This window comes from Vibrio sp. V23_P3S9T160 (assembly GCF_963886625.1).
Classification (GTDB): Bacteria; Pseudomonadota; Gammaproteobacteria; order Enterobacterales; family Vibrionaceae; genus Vibrio; species Vibrio anguillarum.
In genome coordinates, this window is the sequence record NZ_CAWPDB010000149.1 from 42,236 (window position 1) to 58,579 (window position 16,344).

General features: G+C 45.9%; 18 protein-coding genes. 11 read left to right on the forward strand and 7 right to left on the reverse strand.

The features are described 5' to 3' along the window. The first annotated feature begins 6 nt into the window (after positions 1 to 6). The gene (locus AACU59_RS13655; protein ID WP_017045584.1) at positions 7 to 306 is read left to right on the forward strand and encodes a DUF3301 domain-containing protein; all 300 of its coding nucleotides are present in this window, start codon (positions 7 to 9) and stop codon (positions 304 to 306) included. Here the strand turns inward: AACU59_RS13655 and AACU59_RS13660 are convergent. Continuing rightward, complete coding sequence (locus AACU59_RS13660; RefSeq protein ID WP_013857407.1) at positions 266 to 778, reverse strand: GNAT family N-acetyltransferase; 513 nt, start codon at positions 776 to 778, stop codon at positions 266 to 268. The genes AACU59_RS13655 and AACU59_RS13660 overlap by 41 nt on opposite strands. A gap of 868 nt (positions 779 to 1,646) precedes the next feature. On the opposite strand from AACU59_RS13660, the gene AACU59_RS13665 reads away from it, so the two are divergent. Together AACU59_RS13665 and AACU59_RS13670 are read left to right on the forward strand one after the other, a co-directional pair. Beyond that, the gene (locus AACU59_RS13665; RefSeq protein ID WP_013857408.1) at positions 1,647 to 1,934 is read left to right on the forward strand and encodes a hypothetical protein; all 288 of its coding nucleotides are present in this window, start codon (positions 1,647 to 1,649) and stop codon (positions 1,932 to 1,934) included. A 7-nt stretch (positions 1,935 to 1,941) separates the two neighbouring features. Continuing rightward, on the forward strand, positions 1,942 to 2,391 hold the full coding sequence (locus tag AACU59_RS13670; protein ID WP_026027673.1) for a YaiI/YqxD family protein: 450 nt from the start codon (positions 1,942 to 1,944) through the stop codon (positions 2,389 to 2,391). A gap of 51 nt (positions 2,392 to 2,442) precedes the next feature. Here the strand turns inward: AACU59_RS13670 and ykgO are convergent, their stop codons facing one another. After that, a complete protein-coding gene (gene ykgO, locus AACU59_RS13675) occupies positions 2,443 to 2,568 on the reverse strand; it encodes a type B 50S ribosomal protein L36 (protein WP_010319082.1) in 126 nt (41 codons plus the stop codon). Positions 2,569 to 2,571: 3 nt separating this feature from the next. Next, positions 2,572 to 2,826 (reverse strand): type B 50S ribosomal protein L31, encoded by a 255-nt coding sequence (locus AACU59_RS13680; protein ID WP_010319081.1) that lies wholly within the window; start codon positions 2,824 to 2,826, stop codon positions 2,572 to 2,574. A gap of 121 nt (positions 2,827 to 2,947) precedes the next feature. Here AACU59_RS13680 and tsaA point away from each other — a divergent pair, with 121 nt between their 5' ends. The 4 genes from tsaA (at position 2,948) to AACU59_RS13700 (ending at position 6,031) form a co-directional block, all read left to right on the forward strand. Then, positions 2,948 to 3,643 (forward strand): tRNA (N6-threonylcarbamoyladenosine(37)-N6)-methyltransferase TrmO, encoded by a 696-nt coding sequence (tsaA, locus tag AACU59_RS13685; protein WP_094144970.1) that lies wholly within the window; start codon positions 2,948 to 2,950, stop codon positions 3,641 to 3,643. Positions 3,644 to 3,731: 88 nt separating this feature from the next. Then, positions 3,732 to 5,447, forward strand: coding sequence for a proline--tRNA ligase (locus AACU59_RS13690; RefSeq protein ID WP_017047972.1), 1,716 nt, complete (start codon positions 3,732 to 3,734; stop codon positions 5,445 to 5,447). Positions 5,448 to 5,633: 186 nt separating this feature from the next. Beyond that, the gene (locus AACU59_RS13695) at positions 5,634 to 5,840 is read left to right on the forward strand and encodes a YaeP family protein (protein WP_010319078.1); all 207 of its coding nucleotides are present in this window, start codon (positions 5,634 to 5,636) and stop codon (positions 5,838 to 5,840) included. Next, positions 5,840 to 6,031 carry a DUF4250 domain-containing protein gene (locus tag AACU59_RS13700; protein WP_010319077.1) on the forward strand — a complete coding sequence of 64 codons (192 nt, stop codon included), beginning with the start codon at positions 5,840 to 5,842 and terminating at the stop codon, positions 6,029 to 6,031. Before AACU59_RS13695 ends, AACU59_RS13700 begins: the two co-directional genes overlap by 1 nt. A 78-nt stretch (positions 6,032 to 6,109) precedes the next feature. Here AACU59_RS13700 and AACU59_RS13705 read toward each other — a convergent pair whose 3' ends face one another. Continuing rightward, positions 6,110 to 6,343: a DUF3622 domain-containing protein gene (locus tag AACU59_RS13705; RefSeq protein WP_010319076.1), complete on the reverse strand. Its 234-nt coding sequence runs from the start codon at positions 6,341 to 6,343 to the stop codon at positions 6,110 to 6,112. A gap of 240 nt (positions 6,344 to 6,583) precedes the next feature. Further along, positions 6,584 to 10,480 (reverse strand): phosphoribosylformylglycinamidine synthase, encoded by a 3,897-nt coding sequence (purL, locus tag AACU59_RS13710; RefSeq protein WP_094144971.1) that lies wholly within the window; start codon positions 10,478 to 10,480, stop codon positions 6,584 to 6,586. A 312-nt stretch (positions 10,481 to 10,792) separates the two neighbouring features. Here purL and mltF point away from each other — a divergent pair, with 312 nt between their 5' ends. Further along, positions 10,793 to 12,331, forward strand: coding sequence for a membrane-bound lytic murein transglycosylase MltF (mltF, locus tag AACU59_RS13715; RefSeq protein WP_094144511.1), 1,539 nt, complete (start codon positions 10,793 to 10,795; stop codon positions 12,329 to 12,331). A 209-nt stretch (positions 12,332 to 12,540) separates the two neighbouring features. Then, a complete protein-coding gene (locus AACU59_RS13720; protein WP_254917022.1) occupies positions 12,541 to 12,675 on the forward strand; it encodes a hypothetical protein in 135 nt (44 codons plus the stop codon). Positions 12,676 to 12,712: 37 nt separating this feature from the next. Here the strand turns inward: AACU59_RS13720 and tadA are convergent, their stop codons facing one another. Together tadA and AACU59_RS13730 are read right to left on the reverse strand one after the other, a co-directional pair. Continuing rightward, the gene (gene tadA / locus AACU59_RS13725) at positions 12,713 to 13,228 is read right to left on the reverse strand and encodes a tRNA adenosine(34) deaminase TadA (protein WP_170888572.1); all 516 of its coding nucleotides are present in this window, start codon (positions 13,226 to 13,228) and stop codon (positions 12,713 to 12,715) included. A 20-nt stretch (positions 13,229 to 13,248) separates the two neighbouring features. Beyond that, positions 13,249 to 14,136: a LysR family transcriptional regulator gene (locus tag AACU59_RS13730; RefSeq protein ID WP_094144512.1), complete on the reverse strand. Its 888-nt coding sequence runs from the start codon at positions 14,134 to 14,136 to the stop codon at positions 13,249 to 13,251. A 126-nt stretch (positions 14,137 to 14,262) separates the two neighbouring features. Between AACU59_RS13730 and AACU59_RS13735 the strand changes: the two genes are divergently transcribed. Next, positions 14,263 to 15,396 (forward strand): S-(hydroxymethyl)glutathione dehydrogenase/class III alcohol dehydrogenase, encoded by a 1,134-nt coding sequence (locus AACU59_RS13735; RefSeq protein WP_047688923.1) that lies wholly within the window; start codon positions 14,263 to 14,265, stop codon positions 15,394 to 15,396. A 51-nt stretch (positions 15,397 to 15,447) separates the two neighbouring features. Next, positions 15,448 to 16,290, forward strand: a complete 843-nt coding sequence (gene fghA / locus AACU59_RS13740; RefSeq protein WP_094124936.1) for an S-formylglutathione hydrolase — start codon at positions 15,448 to 15,450, stop codon at positions 16,288 to 16,290. The last annotated feature ends 54 nt before the right edge of the window (positions 16,291 to 16,344 follow it).

Sequence of the window (16,344 nt, forward strand, 5' to 3'; positions counted from 1 at the left end):
ATGTTTATGCTAGGCGATCTATTGGCTATTTTATTACTCAGCTTGGGCTGCTTTCTTTTCTGGCAACAGCGTCGCCAAGCCGAATTGGCAAAAGCGGCGATCAGTCGAAAATGCGAACAACTCGACTTACAGCTGATCAGCGTGGCTTTTGGACGCCACAAATTCAAAACGCCAGAAGGACTCTGGCGTTGGCATACCGTTTATTGGTTTGAGTTTTCTGCACTAGGTGACGACTGCTACCAAGGTGAATTACAAATGATAGGCTTTAGGCCATCTGCTTTTCATTTGCCGCCTCATCGTATGTAAACTCAAATTCCCAATAAGGGCCAAAAACATCTTCTTTCTCACCCAACAGCTCAAAGCCGAGTTTTTTGAGTACCGCAATAGAGGCATGGTGGCCAATATTAGCAGTGGCTGTAATTTTTTGTCGTTGCAATTGGTAGGCCGCTTTAGGTAAAAAAGCCTTCAATGCCTCAGTTGCAATGCCTTTGCCCCAATACAATTTATCAAACAGAAAACCGAGTTCTGCTCGCTCTTCGTCAAGTTCAATGAACAAATGCCCCATGTATTCGCGGTTATAATTATCTAACACCGCCATTGCGTACAAATGAGGATCATGAAGCACTCGTTGAAAAAGCTGTTTTGCTGAAGCGACCGTTTTAGGGCCATTCATCTGTGCCCGATTTTTGGCGCAACAATTGAGCATCAAAAAATCAGACTCTAACGAATCGGTGTAAGGGAGAAGAAGTGTTCTTCTTGTTACGGTTGTCACGTACAATCCTTGTTAGCCGCAAAATAATACCGAAAGACTCAACTAGGCTCAGGGCAATACGCCTTAGCCCAGATAAAATCTGGTACTCTATTTTTGCAAAGAAGCCGAAAATTAAACCAACCGAACGATGAGGTAATTGATCTAGATTGTTTTTTTGTTGTTATTATTTTGCTGCACTTATCATATGAACTTTTTTTGAAGCAACAACACGCTAAAGCCAGAATGCAAGTAATAAGAAAAGCCTCAACACGCATGTGTCGAGGCTTAAAGTCTTACTCGCAGCAGTCCAGCTACTAAATTGTGTGCTCCATGCATCATCCATAATAGTGGCCAATTCTTCGGCTCATCCTGCATCGCCATCCTAGCGGTGTCCAAACTTTCCATGGTACTAACACTCCGGTCAATACTCATCACTTGTTCCTTGAGCGGTGTCCATAACATCATCCTGATGTTGTCCTGCCTTATCCACAAGGTGTCCATCGCCAATCCATGCAGCTCGCATCCTGCCAACTGTTGTATCCTTACGCTGTCCTAGCATCCTGCGTGGTTATTCTTCGTGAACAACCTTGTCTTCTTCCTGAAGAGACCAAACCTTGGTGCTTTGTAATTCCTTGTCAGAATCCTTCCGACAGGGTTCAATTTACTCGTTTGGCTTTAAGAAACAATCACCTAAAAATATCATTTTAAAAAAAACAACCTAAAGAAATAGATATATTAATTAAAAACAAATAGTTATAAAAAAATCACCACCAAACACTGCGTTAAACACTGTGATTTCTTACAAACAATGTGCGAGATCTCTTACAACACTTCGCCACTTTTGCTCTTGGTAAATAAAAGGTAAGATCACAGCAACTCACAAAAAGGACAACCTATGCTCACAAAAGATGTCACTCAAGAACTAGAAAGCATCTTGACTCTCTTACAACAACAGGGAAAGGAACCGAGTGTGGCCTTAGTAAAGTCACGTCTTAGCACCTCAGTGCCAATGCCAGCCTTGATTGCAACCATCAAAAGTTGGAAAAATGCACACCGAGTTCCCAAAGTAGAAGTGAGCGTTAGTACGGAAAATAGCGCGAACAAGGTAGCCGAACTTGAAACGCAACTAGCCGCTTTGTCAGCCCGAGTAGCAGCCCTAGAAGCACAACTAACCGAGAAGTAATTGAATGATGAAAATTTGGGTGGACGCCGATGCATGTCCGAAAGTAATTCGTGAAACCATTGTCCGCGCAGCCGAAAGGACGGGCGTTGAATGTACTTTTGTGGCCAATCATGTCGTTCCGATTCCGCAACGATCTAACATTCGTTCACTGCAAGTCCCCAGTGGTTTTGATGTTGCCGATAACGAAATCGTCAAACGGGTAGAGGTGGGCGATTTGGTAATTACTTCCGATATTCCGCTGGCCGATGAAGTGATAACCAAAGGTGGCTTGGCGCTCAATTCTCGTGGTGAGCTGTATACCAAAGAAACCATCAAGGCACGCCTCAATATTCGAGATTTTATGGATACGATGCGCTCAAGCGGTATCCAAACTGGCGGACCAAGTGCGCTTTCTCAAACAGAACGACGCGAATTTGCCAACCATTTGGATCGCATTTTGGCTAAAGCGAACAAATAACCACGTTTTGACGGTTGGACAATCACTAGCCTGTCCAACCGTTCCTCTTCATCAGCGCTGAACCGCCTTAAATCTTGGATTGGTTTTACAAATTACATATAAACGACCGCGTCTTTTGACGATTTGACAATCTGGATGACGTGATTTTGCGCTTTTTAATGAACTTAATACTTTCATAGTTTACTCCTTACCAAACTGAGCAAAGCGACGATTGAAATTCGCCACTCGTCCTTCTTTTTGAACAACTCGCTGCTTACCGGTGTAATACGGATGCGATTCAGACGACACATCTAAGGTGAAATAAGGATAGGTGTTGCCATCTTCCCACTCAATAGTCCGATCAGTTTTTAGCGTTGAACCCACAATAAAATACTTATCCACACTGGTGTCGTGGAAAACCACTTTTTGGTATGGCGGATGAATTCCGTCTTTCATCAATTTCCTCTCACTTAAATTGTTATGTTATAACATGCCAATTAATAATCATTACCAAGAAGAAAAGCAAGCTTAAATGTGATATTTTTCTCAACCAACGTGAAAAAAGACGGATACGGATATGCACACCATTGCTCCGATTGGCACTATTGAAACGCCTTATAAAGAAAAATTTGCCGTTCCTCGCCAACCTCGCTTAGTGGCGAGCGCAAGCGCGAGAGTCAAGCTCATCGGTCACGCTAATTGCTTAGAGTCGGTGCGAGGTATCGAACAATTTAGCCATGTCTGGTTACTTTTTCTGTTTGACCAAAACCTCGATGCTGGTTGGAAACCGACCGTGCGCCCACCGCGCTTAGGCGGAAATGAGCGGATCGGCGTATTTGCTTCACGGGCTACGTTTCGACCTAACGGCATCGGTATGTCTGCCGTTGAATTGAAAGGCGTCACTCAGCAAGGTGATCAGGTTTATTTGGAACTAGGCAGCGTAGATTTAGTCGATAACACACCGATCATTGACATCAAACCCTATATTCCCTATTCCGATTCGATAGCCACAGCCAGCGGTGGCTATGCCGAGAGCGAGCCCGACAAGATAGCAGTGACCTTTAGCCAAGCGGCGTTAACAGCACTGAATGCGCGTGCAGATCACGACATGGTTAAAGCCGTCATAGAGCAAGTGCTGGCTCAAGACCCTCGCCCAGCCTATAAAAAACACAAAATCGATCATAAAGAATATGCGGTAAATCTGTTCGATCTGAACGTAAAATTCACTATCGCAAACAACTTAGTCTCAGTAACCGCAATAGAACTCTTTTGACAAAGCCGATTGGCTGATATTATTAGCGGCTTAATTCTAGCCTCTCATTGGAGAGCGCTTTTAACTATCATGAAACGGATACCATAGAATGCGTACCAGTAAATATCTTCTTTCTACTCTGAAGGAGACTCCAAACGACGCAGAAGTCGTGAGCCATCAGCTCATGTTACGTGCAGGTATGATCCGTAAGCTGGCTTCAGGTCTTTATACCTGGCTGCCTACTGGTCTACGTGTGCTGCGTAAAGTCGAAAACATCGTTCGTCAAGAGATCGACAATGCCGGTGCAATCGAAACCTTGATGCCCGTTGTGCAACCGTTTGAACTGTGGGAAGAGACAGGTCGCTCTGAGAAAATGGGCCCTGAGCTACTTCGCTTTACTGACCGCCATACTCGTCCGTTTGTGCTTAGTCCAACAGCAGAAGAAGTGATCACCAGCTTGGTACGCAACGAAGTCAGCTCTTACAAGCAATTGCCGCTGAACCTGTACCAGATTCAAACCAAATTCCGTGATGAGAGACGTCCTCGTTTTGGTGTGATGCGTGCTCGTGAATTCTGCATGATGGATGCCTATAGCTTTGATATTGATAAAGCAGGCTTAGAGAAATCTTACCAAGCGATGCACGAAGCTTACTGTAAAGCCTTCGATCGCATGGGGCTTGATTACCGCCCAGTATTAGCCGACACCGGCGCTATCGGTGGTAACGGCTCTCATGAGTTCCATGTATTGGCTGAAAGTGGTGAAGACATCATCGCCTTCTCAACTGAATCGGATTACGCCGCCAACATCGAAAAAGCAGAAGCCATTGCGCCAGCCGTTGAGCGCGCCGCGCCAACTCAAGAGATGACGCAGGTTGATACGCCAAACGCCAAAACCATCGCTGAATTGGTTGAGCAGCATGGCCTACCGATTGAGAAAACAGTTAAAACACTGTTTGTAAAAGCATCTGATGAGATCGATGCCTCTATCGTGGCACTGATCATCCGTGGTGATCATGAACTCAATGAAATCAAAGCCGAGAAACTCGCTGAAGTTGCCGCTCCGCTAGAAATGGCTAGCGAAGAAGAGATTCGCGCGCTGATTGGCGCAGGCCCAGGCTCTCTTGGCCCTGTTGGTCTTGAATTGCCATTTATCGTTGATCACAGCGTAGCCGTCATGAGCGATTTTGGCGCAGGAGCCAACATCGATGGCAAACACTACTTTGGCATCAACTGGGGCCGTGACGTTGAGCTAGCGAAAGTGGAAGATCTCCGTAACGTCGTTGAAGGCGACCCAAGCCCATGTGGCAAAGGGACACTAATGCTCAAACGCGGTATCGAAGTGGGTCATATTTTCCAATTGGGTACCAACTACTCTGAGAAAATGAACTGTGGCGTTCTTGATTCTAATGGTAAAAACACCATTTTAGAGATGGGTTGTTACGGCATTGGTGTATCACGCGTTGTGGCATCAGCCATTGAGCAAAACAACGATAAATACGGCATCATCTGGCCTGACGCGATCGCGCCTTTCCAAGTGGCGATTGTCCCCATGAACATGCACAAATCAGAGCGCGTCCAACAAGCTGCTGAAAAGCTGTATGCGGAACTGACTGCTGCTGGTATTGAAGTGCTATTTGATGATCGTAAAGAGCGCCCGGGCGTAATGTTCTCAGATATGGAACTGATCGGTGTACCACATACCATCATTATTGGCGATCGCAGTATGGATGAGGGCAACTTCGAATATAAACATCGCCGCAGTGGTGAGAAATCGGCCGTTGCTATGAATGAAATAGTCTCCTTTATTAATGCTCAAATCGCCTAATAAAGTGTGCTATTGAAAAGGTTGCCTAAATGGCAACCTTTTTTATTTCTACAATTAGATCGGCAAGTGAACGCTTAAAGTTTCATCACATGCAATCAGAGCTTGCGCAAACGCAAGTTCTGATTTTGTCTTTGCCAAACGTAATGTGTATATTGAGAGCCATTATCATTAGTTAGGATTTAATCTATGCAAGTTTACGGTTGTTGTGAATTAGTGCGCGAGCTTTATGCGCAGATAGGCAGTGGTGACCAAGCTTATATTCCTCAAGCAATCTCCTGCGCCATCAAAACCTTGAATGATGTCGCAGCAGACGAATCGCTGCCAAAAGCGGTTCGAGAGCAAGCAGCCTTTGCGGCAGCTAACTTGCTGATTTCTGATTTCGAGGATAAGTGATGAATTTAGCCAATTTTGCCTCGATGGATCCAATCATGCTGATGAGCATCATCAATATGAAGCTACGTGATGATTTTAATGGCGATCTTGATAAGCTGGCGGATGACTTTGATATCGATCGGGCGGCATTAGAGGCTCGCTTAGCCAGTGCAGGCTTTGAGTTTTTACCGCAAATCGGTCAATTTCGTTAATGCATAAAAAACCCGCTAATTTAAAGCGGGTTTTCGTTCAAATAACAGTTCTTAAAGCACGGTACTCAGTTTTTTGTACTAAGCTTTTTTCTCTTTTCTTGCCAGAGCCTTACGCTCATTGCGTTTCGCTTGGTTCTCAATAAAGCCACTGAGCTCTTTTTCCGCCCAAGCTTGTGCTTGTGCTTCGCTTTCAAAACCCATTTCGCGCTTTGAAACAACACTTCTGCGAGAGGTCACTTGACGTACGATTTCCGCCGCCCAACCATTGCGTTTTTCAGTCACTTTGATGGTAAATTTTTTACTTTCTGACATTTTCGTTTTCCTAAGGGAATAATAAGGGATTACTCATCAACGTTTGTCGCGCGCCATTATATTATATGGCGGCGGATGTTGAACACCATCCCTTGGTAAGCGCGGCATTAGAGCACAAATCACAATTTTTTTCTGCATTTTTTACAAAAAATTCATCCTCAAAGTAAACAAAAAAGCCGCTGAGTTGCAGCGGCTGGAATAACAAGACTAAGTCGTTTCTCTCACTGGCGACAAGGTGAGTTACCTTAAGTTCTTACGTGCATTTTGGAACATACGCATCCATGGGCTATTTTCACCCCAAGAATCAGGATGCCAAGAGTTCGCTACCGTGCGGAACACGCGCTCTGGGTGCGGCATCATGATCGTCACACGGCCATCTTGAGTCGTTAAGCCTGTAATCGCATTTGGTGAACCATTTGGGTTGTTCGGATATTGCTGTGTCGCATGGCCGTTGTTATCCACAAAACGCAGCGCAACAGTGCCTGATTGTTCAATCGCCGCTAAATGTGCCGTATCACGAACTTCAACGCGCCCTTCGCCATGTGAAACCGCAATCGGCATGCGCGAGCCAGCCATCTCATTAAAAAACAGTGAATCAGATTGCTGCACTTCCACTAAGCTAAAGCGCGCTTCAAAACGCTCTGATTCATTGCGCACAAAACGCGGCCATAAATCAGCGCCGGGGATTAACTCTTTCAAATTCGACAGCATTTGACAACCGTTACATACCCCTAGCGAGAAAGTATCTTCACGTTGGAAGAAACTTTGGAATTGTTCACGAGCTTGTACATTAAACAGCACTGATTTCGCCCAGCCTTCGCCCGCGCCCAATACGTCACCATAAGAGAACCCACCACATGCCACGAGGCCTTGGTACTCTTCAAGCACCGCTTGACCCGTTAAGATGTCGCTCATGTGTATATCGGTTGTTTCAAAGCCTGCGCGATCAAACGCTGCCGCCATTTCAACGTGTGAGTTAACCCCTTGCTCGCGCAAAATAGCCATTTTTGGCTTCACGCCTTTAGCAATATACGGTGCCGCAACATCTTGTTGCACGTCAAAGCTCAAACTGACGTTAAGACCTTTATCACTGTTATCTTGTTTTGCTGCAAACTCTTGGTCCGCGCACTGCGGGTTATCGCGCAGCGCTTGCATCTTATGCGTGGTTTCAGCCCAAATGGTGCGAAGTTCGGTGCGGTTACGCACAACAATAGGTTGTTCACCAGCAGTAATGGCTAGCTCATCAGAAGCGTCAACACGACCGATAACGTGTGAACACGCTTGTAAACCATGCGCCGTTAGCGTCGAGATCACCGTCTCTAAATCGTGGTGACGAACTTGAATGACTGCGCCCAGCTCTTCATTAAATAACGCGGCCAACGCATCATCACCTAGCGCGGCGATATCGGCTTTCACGCCACAATGACCAGCAAAGGCCATTTCAGCTAGAGTAACGAATAAACCACCGTCACCTTTATCGTGATAGGCGATAATCTGCTGATTCGCGACCAAGGTTTGGATCGCTTCATAGAAGGCTTTAAGCTGCGCCGCATTATCTACGTCTGCGGGTTTATCACCCAACTGTTTGTAAACTTGTGCTAACGCCGTTGCGCCCAAGCGATTCTTACCATTACCTAAATCAATCAAAACCAGTGAGGTTTCGCCCTTATCGGTTCTTAACTGAGGCGTAATGGTGTTACGCACATCTTCAACACGAGCAAATGCCGTAATCACCAAGGATAGCGGAGAGGTCACTTCTTTTTGTTCGCCATTCTCATCCCATTTGGTCTTCATCGACATCGAATCTTTACCCACAGGGATAGTCAGGCCGAGCGCAGGACAAAGCTCTTCACCGACCGCTTTTACTGCCTCATACAAACCAGCATCTTCACCAGGGTGACCTGCTGGTGACATCCAGTTCGCCGACAACTTAATGTGTTTGATATCACCGATATGGGTAGCGGCAATATTGGTGATCGCTTCACCCACGGCTAAACGTGCCGATGCCCCAAAATCCAGCAAGGCAACTGGCGTGCGCTCACCCATCGACATCGCTTCGCCGTGGTAAGTATCATAACTTGCCGCAGTAACCGCGCAGTTTGCTACTGGCACTTGCCACGGACCAACCATTTGGTCACGAGCGACCAAGCCAGTGACGGTTCGGTCACCAATGGTGATGAGGAAGGTTTTTTCTGCAACCGCAGGGAGACGCAGTATACGATCAATCGCTTCGTTCAATTCGATATCACGGCGATCAAGTGCTGGATTATTAACTTTCAGCGTCTTCACATCACGATACATTTTAGGTGTTTTGCCAAGCAATACGTCCATCGGCATATCAATTGGCGTATTGTCGAAATGTGAATCTTCCAATTTCAGTTCACGCTCTTCAGTGGCAATGCCCACAACAGCATAAGGCGCGCGCTCACGTTGGCAAATGGCATCAAAGCGCGCCATGTTTTCTGGCGCTACAGCCAGCACGTAACGCTCTTGTGATTCATTACACCAAATTTCAAGCGGGCTCATTCCTGGCTCATCGTTAGGTACATCACGCAGCTGGAAAATACCGCCACGTTCGCCATCATCAACAAGCTCAGGCAATGCGTTTGAAATACCACCAGCGCCCACATCATGGATAAAGGCGATCGGATTCGCCTCACCGAGTTGCCAGCAGCGATCAATCACCTCTTGGCAGCGACGTTCCATCTCTGGGTTTTCACGCTGTACCGACGCAAAATCAAGATCTTCCGCAGATTGACCAGATGCCATAGAAGAAGCGGCGCCCCCACCAAGGCCAATGTTCATTGCTGGACCACCGAGTACAATTAAGCTCGCGCCAACAGGGATCTCTTTTTTCTGCACATGCTCGTCGCGGATATTCCCCATCCCACCAGCAATCATGATTGGTTTGTGATAACCACGCACTTCTTCACCTGCGTGAGAGTTAACTTTCTCTTCGTAAGTACGGAAATAACCTAACAAGTTGGGACGACCAAATTCGTTGTTAAAAGCCGCGCCACCGAGCGGGCCTTCCAGCATAATATCGAGTGCCGTGACAATGCGCCCTGGTTTACCAAAATCCGTTTCCCAAGGCTGCACAAAATTAGGAATACGCAAGTTTGAAGTAGTAAAACCGACTAACCCGGCTTTAGGTTTTCCACCAATACCCGTTGCACCTTCGTCACGAATTTCACCACCGGAACCCGTTGAAGCGCCCGGCCAAGGAGCAATTGCCGTAGGGTGGTTGTGTGTTTCCACCTTCATTAAAATATGTGCTTTTTCATGGTGATAACCATATTGGCGTGTCTCTGGATCAGGGAAAAAACGCCCAACTTCTGAACCCACCATAACGGCGGCATTATCTTTATAGGCAGACAGCACGTGATCAGGAGTCACTTCATAAGTGTTTTTTATCATCTTAAACAGCGATTTATCTTGCTTAACACCATCAATAGTCCAATCGGCATTGAAGATTTTATGGCGACAATGCTCAGAGTTTGCTTGAGCAAACATCATTAATTCGATATCGGTTGGATTACGCTCAAGCTTAGTGACGAAGCTTTCGAACAAATAATCAATTTCATCGTCAGCCAATGCAAGCCCAAGGGTAACGTTTGCTTTTTCAAGCGCTGAGCGGCCGCCATTCAGCAAGTCGACGTACGCTACGGGAGCAGGCTCAGCGACTTTAAACAGTGAGGTTGCTGATTCGAAATCGTTAAACACGACTTCCATCATTCGGTCGTACAACAGGGAATAAAGCGTAACAAGTTGCGGTTGAGAAAGTTCGCGATCTAATTCGATGTAGTAAGCCGTGCCTCGCTCTAAGCGCTTCACCTCATTCAAACCACAGTTATGCGCAATATCCGTCGCTTTGGAAGACCAAGGCGAGATGGTTCCAGGGCGAGGAGTGACCAGTAAAAGAAGACCTTGTGGCTCATGTTCTTGAATCGTTGGGCCATAAGTGAGTAGTTTCTCTAATTTTTCAAGGGATTGAGCGTCTAAATCCGCAGAGAGATCAGCAAAATGCATGAACTCCGCGTAAATACCCGATACAGGCAGTTGCTGTTCACGACAAAGTTCAACGAGTTTGTTAACACGAAACTCAGAAAGCGCTGGGGAGCCACGCAAAATTCTCATGTGCTTAGGTCTCTTATACAGTGGGTTGAGGTGTAATTGGAATGAATTCAAAATCATTAAAATACAATAAGTTAATAAAAGAAAACTGAATACATACCAATTTCACCTCGTGATTTCGAACGCATTATAAAGGAATTCTTTTTGTGACGTAACACCAAAAGCAACCGTTTGCGTCATTTTTTTTGTCAAATTTGAAATACAGCCACATTAGCGTGGTCGCCGACACTTTTTCATCCGTTTTTGATCTGAAACTTTGCCAATATGGCCGCCTTTGATATAAAGGCAGTAATTGATGTAAGAGATCGCTCATAAATGCCAAAGTATTATCTGATTCAGCTTCATCGCTCATTGTCCATTTTCCTACTCACTCTTTTTGTCGTCGGTTGCCAAATCGATTCAGATCCTAAAAGCGAGCTTGACCATATTCGTGAACGTGGCGTATTGCGAGTGGGTACGTTGAACAATCAACTCTCCTACTACATTGGCCCTGATGGCCCCGCGGGGCTTGACTACGAGCTGGCGCGTGAATTTGCCAATCAGCTTGGGGTTAAATTGGAGATGAAACCCGCTTATCGGTTATCGAGTCTCTTTCCTGCATTAAAAAATGGGGAAATCGACGTTATTGCAGCAGGATTAAGCCAGTCCAACCAACATCTGAATGAGTTCAGAACAGGGCCAGCGTATTACTATGTCAGCCAACAAGTGGTCTATAAAAAAGGCAACTGGCGTCCAAGAAATTTAAAACAATTACTGGAAAAACAACCGGAGCTGATTGCTGGGCATGAAGGTGACAGCGTTTTTGCTATCGTGAATGAATCCCACTTTGAAAATACGCTCAGCGACATCAAACAGATCCACCCAGAGTTTCAGTACAATGTGAATAATAACGCCGACGTTAACGACCTTTTAAAACAAGTTTCGAATGGCGAACTGCTGTTTACCATGGCTGATTCGGTCGAAGTCTCGCTGTCGCAGCGAATCTACCCTGACTTAGCCGTCGCCTTTGAGTTAACCGAAGATCAACCCATCGCTTGGTATATGCGTCGCTCTGAAGATGAAAGCTTATACGCCTTGATGATTGAGTTTTTTGGCAACCTTAAACAATCTGGCCAACTAGCAGCCTTGGAAGAGAAATATATTGGTCACGTCGGTACATTTGATTATGTCGATACGCGCGCCTTTATTAGAGCTCTCGATGTGCGCCTCCCCAAATGGTCGCCTCTTTTCCAACAATATTCTGACGAATTTGATTGGCGATTGATTGCCGCCTTAGCTTATCAAGAATCCCACTGGAATCCCTTGGCTAAATCTCCCACGGGAGTGCGCGGCATGATGATGCTAACCCTCCCAACGGCTAAAAGTGTTGGTGTAACCAATCGACTCGATCCGGAACAATCGATCCGTGGTGGTGTCGAATACCTACGTCGGATGGTACAGCGTATACCAGACTCCATCCCAGAACATGAGAAAATTTGGTTTGCTCTCGCTTCCTATAACGTCGGCTATGGGCATATGATGGATGCAAGACGCTTAACCAAGCAACAAGGTGCCAACCCTGATTCATGGACTGAAGTCAAAGAACGCCTCCCTCAACTGAGACAAAAGAAATACTTCAGCCAGACTCGATATGGCTACGCGCGAGGTGACGAAGCCAAGGCCTACGTTGAAAATATTCGTCGCTATTATCAAAGTATTATTGGCCATGTTGATCAACAAAAGCAGATAGACAATAGTTCAGGTACTGATGATTTGGTTGTGATCAGTATTGAGGAGGAGGAGGCCGCGTTGGAAGCTATGGAATCGGCCGATGAGGCGCAAGATAATCAGTATCTCGACCCCGTAGCTCAATAAGCATAATAATAGCTAAATCTTCCACATTGAACGAAAATTGCACACTTGATTTCCAAGTGTGCAGCCCATACATCAAAACGTGAAAAAGATCGTTTCCTAAGTTTCATATTATGGTAACAATCCTGCACTATAAAGGCAGATTAAGATTGTTATAAGGCACCCTAAACCATTAGGGATCATTGTCAAAACTCAGCAGTAGGAGGTTGTTTATGCTTAAACGTAAAAAGCTATCAAAACACCTTAATAAAACGGTGGCAGCGAACCGTCGTAAGCGTATGTTATCCAATAATAAAAAGAAAATTATCTGGCGTAACCGTGCATTTATGCAATTAATCTCTGCTTAACCTTCAGCGGCAAACATCTACTCAAAGTGGATGTTTGCTAAAGCCCATCACTCTGTTGCTTATTCCGCTGTTTTTCCGCCTGTATCTCTGCGCGTCTTCGTCTAAAAAAAGATTGCAGTTGCTCCCGACACTCCTCTTCTAACAATCCTTTATCGACCGTCGCGTAATGATAGGAGGCTTGGCTTTCAAATAAATTCAGCACCGTACCGGCCGCCCCAGCTTTGAGATCTGGAGCGCCAAAGACAATCCTTTTGACTCGGCTATGCAGCAGTGCGCCTGCGCACATTGGACAGGGCTCCAAAGTGACGTATAAGGTAGTATCAAGCAAACGATAATTTTGTAACCGTTGACCTGCTTGACGCAAAGCCTGAATTTCAGCGTGCGCTGTCGCATCATGTTGACCAATAGAGGCATTCCAACCTTCAGCAATGATTTCGCCATCTTTAACAAGCACAGCGCCCACAGGCACTTCACCTGCTTGTTCTGCAAGATTGGCAAGCGCGATGGCTCGGCGCATAAACTTTTGATCTTGAACGGTAAACTGTGTATTCATATATCCTATTTTCTCTTTCACTAGCCTTTGCCGTTAGCGGACGATAGCCGTTCTGCCAGAAAATCCACCAGCAGCCTAACTTTTGAGGACAAATGGCGATTTTGTGGGTATAAGGCCCATACACCTTCACGATCATCTCGGTACTGATGTAACACTTCTTGCAACTCACCCGAGAGCAAATACGGCTCTACATAATAGTCGGGCAATTGTACGATTCCAATCCCTTGCAACGCGGCATTCAATAACGCCACACCGCTGTTGCATTTAATTTTTCCTTTAACACCGATTTCACGAGAGCGTTGCTGATCCTTAAATCGCCAATAGTTCATAGTGCCTTGTAAACATTGGTGATGAACCAACTCTGACAATGAATAGGGGGTGCCATATTTCACCAAATAGTCAGAGCTAGCGCAGACAAACAGTTGTCGGTTGGATAACTTTTTGCCAATAAAACTCGAATCATCTAACTGCCCTAATCGTACGGCGACATCAATTCCTTCCGCAATCAGATCCAATTTTTGGTTAGTGAGTATCAGTTCCAACTCCAATTGAGGATGTAACTGTAAAAACTCATGCAGCAAAGGCGCGACTTTCTGCTCACCATAAGTCACCGGAGCGGTCACTTTCAGTAAACCTGACGGCGTTTGCTGCATCTGCGTGACAGCAAGATCAGCCTGCGCTAAGCCTTCAACCAATTGCCGACACTGATGATAATAGAGTTGACCCGCTTCGGTCAGGGAGACTCGCCGCGTGGTACGTTGCAACAACTTTACCGCCAAGCGCTCTTCTAATAGCGCAATACGTCGGCTGACATTCGCTACTGATGTCGATAGTTTGTGCGCTGCTGCGGTAAAACTTCCAGTTTCAGCCACCGCAACAAATTCATGAATGCCTTCCCAACTCGCCATCTTAATTATTACTGATAAGTAAAAGTGATTCTTATTTTAGACCGATTATCAAATTTCAAGAAGGGAATATACTGTCAATCTCCCCAACTCACTTGAAACTTCAAGTAATGTGCAAAGGAAAATCTTATGTCATCACATCAATTCATTAAATCTCGCGCGGCGATTGCGTGGGGGCCAAATCAACCACTAAAAGTCGAGGAGGTTGACGTTATGTTGCCCCAAAAAGGCGAAGTGTTGGTGCGTATTATTGCGAGCGGCGTTTGTCATACCGATGCCTTTACGCTATCTGGTGAGGACCCTGAAGGGATTTTTCCGGTTATCCTCGGCCACGAAGGCGGCGGTATCGTTGAGAGGATTGGTGAAGGGGTAACCAGCGTCGAGGTAGGAGATCATGTCATTCCCTTGTACACCGCAGAGTGTGGTGAATGCAAATTCTGTAAATCAGGTAAAACCAACCTGTGCCAAGCAGTACGTGAAACGCAAGGAAAAGGATTAATGCCTGATGGCACTACACGTTTCTATAAAGACGGCCAACCCATTTTCCATTATATGGGTTGCTCCACCTTTTCTGAGTATACAGTATTGCCAGAAATTTCCTTGGCTAAGGTCAATAAAGCGGCTCCATTAGAAGAGGTCTGCTTGCTCGGTTGTGGTGTCACAACGGGCATGGGCGCGGTGCTCAATACGGCCAAAGTTAAACAAGGTGATACTGTGGCCATCTTTGGCCTAGGCGGCATCGGGCTTTCCGCCATTATTGGCGCAAAAATGGCCGGTGCCAGCCGTATTATTGGCATTGATATCAATGAGAGTAAGTTTGAGCTTGCTACTCAGCTTGGTGCAACGGACTGCCTGAACCCGAAAACTCTGACTAAGCCAATCCAAGAAGTGATTATTGAGATGACTGATGGCGGTGTTGATTTTTCTTTTGAGTGCATCGGTAACGTCAATGTGATGCGCCAAGCATTGGAATGCTGTCATAAAGGCTGGGGAGAATCGGTCATTATTGGTGTGGCTGGCGCGGGCCAAGAAATATCAACTCGCCCTTTCCAATTAGTGACGGGCCGAGTATGGCGTGGTAGTGCATTTGGCGGCGTAAAAGGCCGCTCGGAACTGCCACACATTGTCGAGCGCTATCTGGCTGGCGAATTTGGTTTGCAAGAGTTTATTACCCATACCATGGGTTTAGAGGATATAAACCAAGCCTTTGATTTAATGCATAAAGGTGAAAGTATTCGTTCTGTGATTCATTTTGACCAATAAGCTTTAATAACCAGCCCTTTTTTCTTAAAGGGCTGGGTGGGGAAACTTGCTATGCACATTGAAAACATTAGCCAAGCCAAAGTATTTGAAGGCTGGCATAAACAGTACACGCACTCATCACAAGTACTAGGGTGCAGTATGCGTTTTGCTATTTATCTTCCACCTCAAGCGGCCTACCAATCGGTTCCGGTGTTGTATTGGTTATCCGGCTTAACATGCAGCGATGAAAATTTCATGCAAAAAGCTGGCGCATTTCAAAGCGCGGCTAAGCTCGGTATCGCGATTGTTGCCGCCGATACCAGCCCAAGAGGTGAAGGTGTTCCTGACGACCCGCAAGGAGCGTATGATTTTGGCCTTGGCGCAGGATTTTACCTCAACGCAACTCAAGCGCCTTGGGATAAGCACTACCAAATGTACAGCTACATTGTGCAAGAACTTCCAGCCTTAATAGAACAACATTTTCCCGTAAACCAACAGCGAGCGATTGCAGGACACAGTATGGGTGGCCATGGTGCGTTAACCATCGGATTGAAAAACCCTCAACGCTATCGCTCAATTTCAGCATTTAGCCCGATAAGCAACCCAATACACTGCCCTTGGGGGCAAAAAGCATTTCGCCACTACCTTGGTAATAACCTGCAAGATTGGAAGCAATACGATGCGGTTGAATTGCTCACTACTCACTCATCATCCTTACCCATTTTGGTTGACCAAGGAGAGGAAGACCCGTTTTTACACCAACAGCTTAAACCTGAACGCTTACTCGCCGCTGCACAAGCGAGCAATAGCCAACTCTCGTTAAGAATGCATAAAGGTTATGATCACAGTTATTTTTTCATTCAAAGTTTCATTGATGATCACTTAGCATTTCACGCGCAACATCTGCACAAATAAGATTGAAAAAGCCCGCGATACACTCGCGGGCTTTAAATTCAGACTCGATAAATA